The sequence below is a fragment of the Vibrio sp. PNB23_22_6 genome (assembly GCF_052877535.1).
On sequence record NZ_JBNFXP010000084.1, the window covers coordinates 1 to 323 of the forward strand.

Genomic DNA, 323 nt, shown 5'->3' on the forward strand with positions numbered 1-323 from the left:
GAGAACTTTACAAACAATCTCCTATCTATTTAAAGACAAGGATTGTTTAGTCAGCTTTCCAAATTGTTAAAGAGCTAGATTTAACTTCCTACTTAAAGAAAGAAACCATTTCTAAACACACTCGTCTTTCTATTTAAAGAAAGTATGCTTAAAGATGGTGGAGCTATGCGGGATCGAACCGCAGACCTCTTCGCTGCCAGCGAAGCGCTCTCCCAGCTGAGCTATAGCCCCATATTCCTTATGAGGAGATGGTATCCCGTAGGGGAGTCGAACCCCTGTTACCGCCGTGAAAGGGCGGTGTCCTAGGCCTCTAGACGAACGGG

The 323-nt window shown here is 45.2% G+C and carries 1 tRNA gene; it reads right to left on the minus strand.

What is annotated here, in order from left to right:
* Positions 1–155: 155 nt before the first annotated feature.
* Positions 156–231, minus strand: a tRNA-Ala gene (locus ACVA54_RS19730).
* Positions 232–323 lie beyond the last annotated feature (92 nt).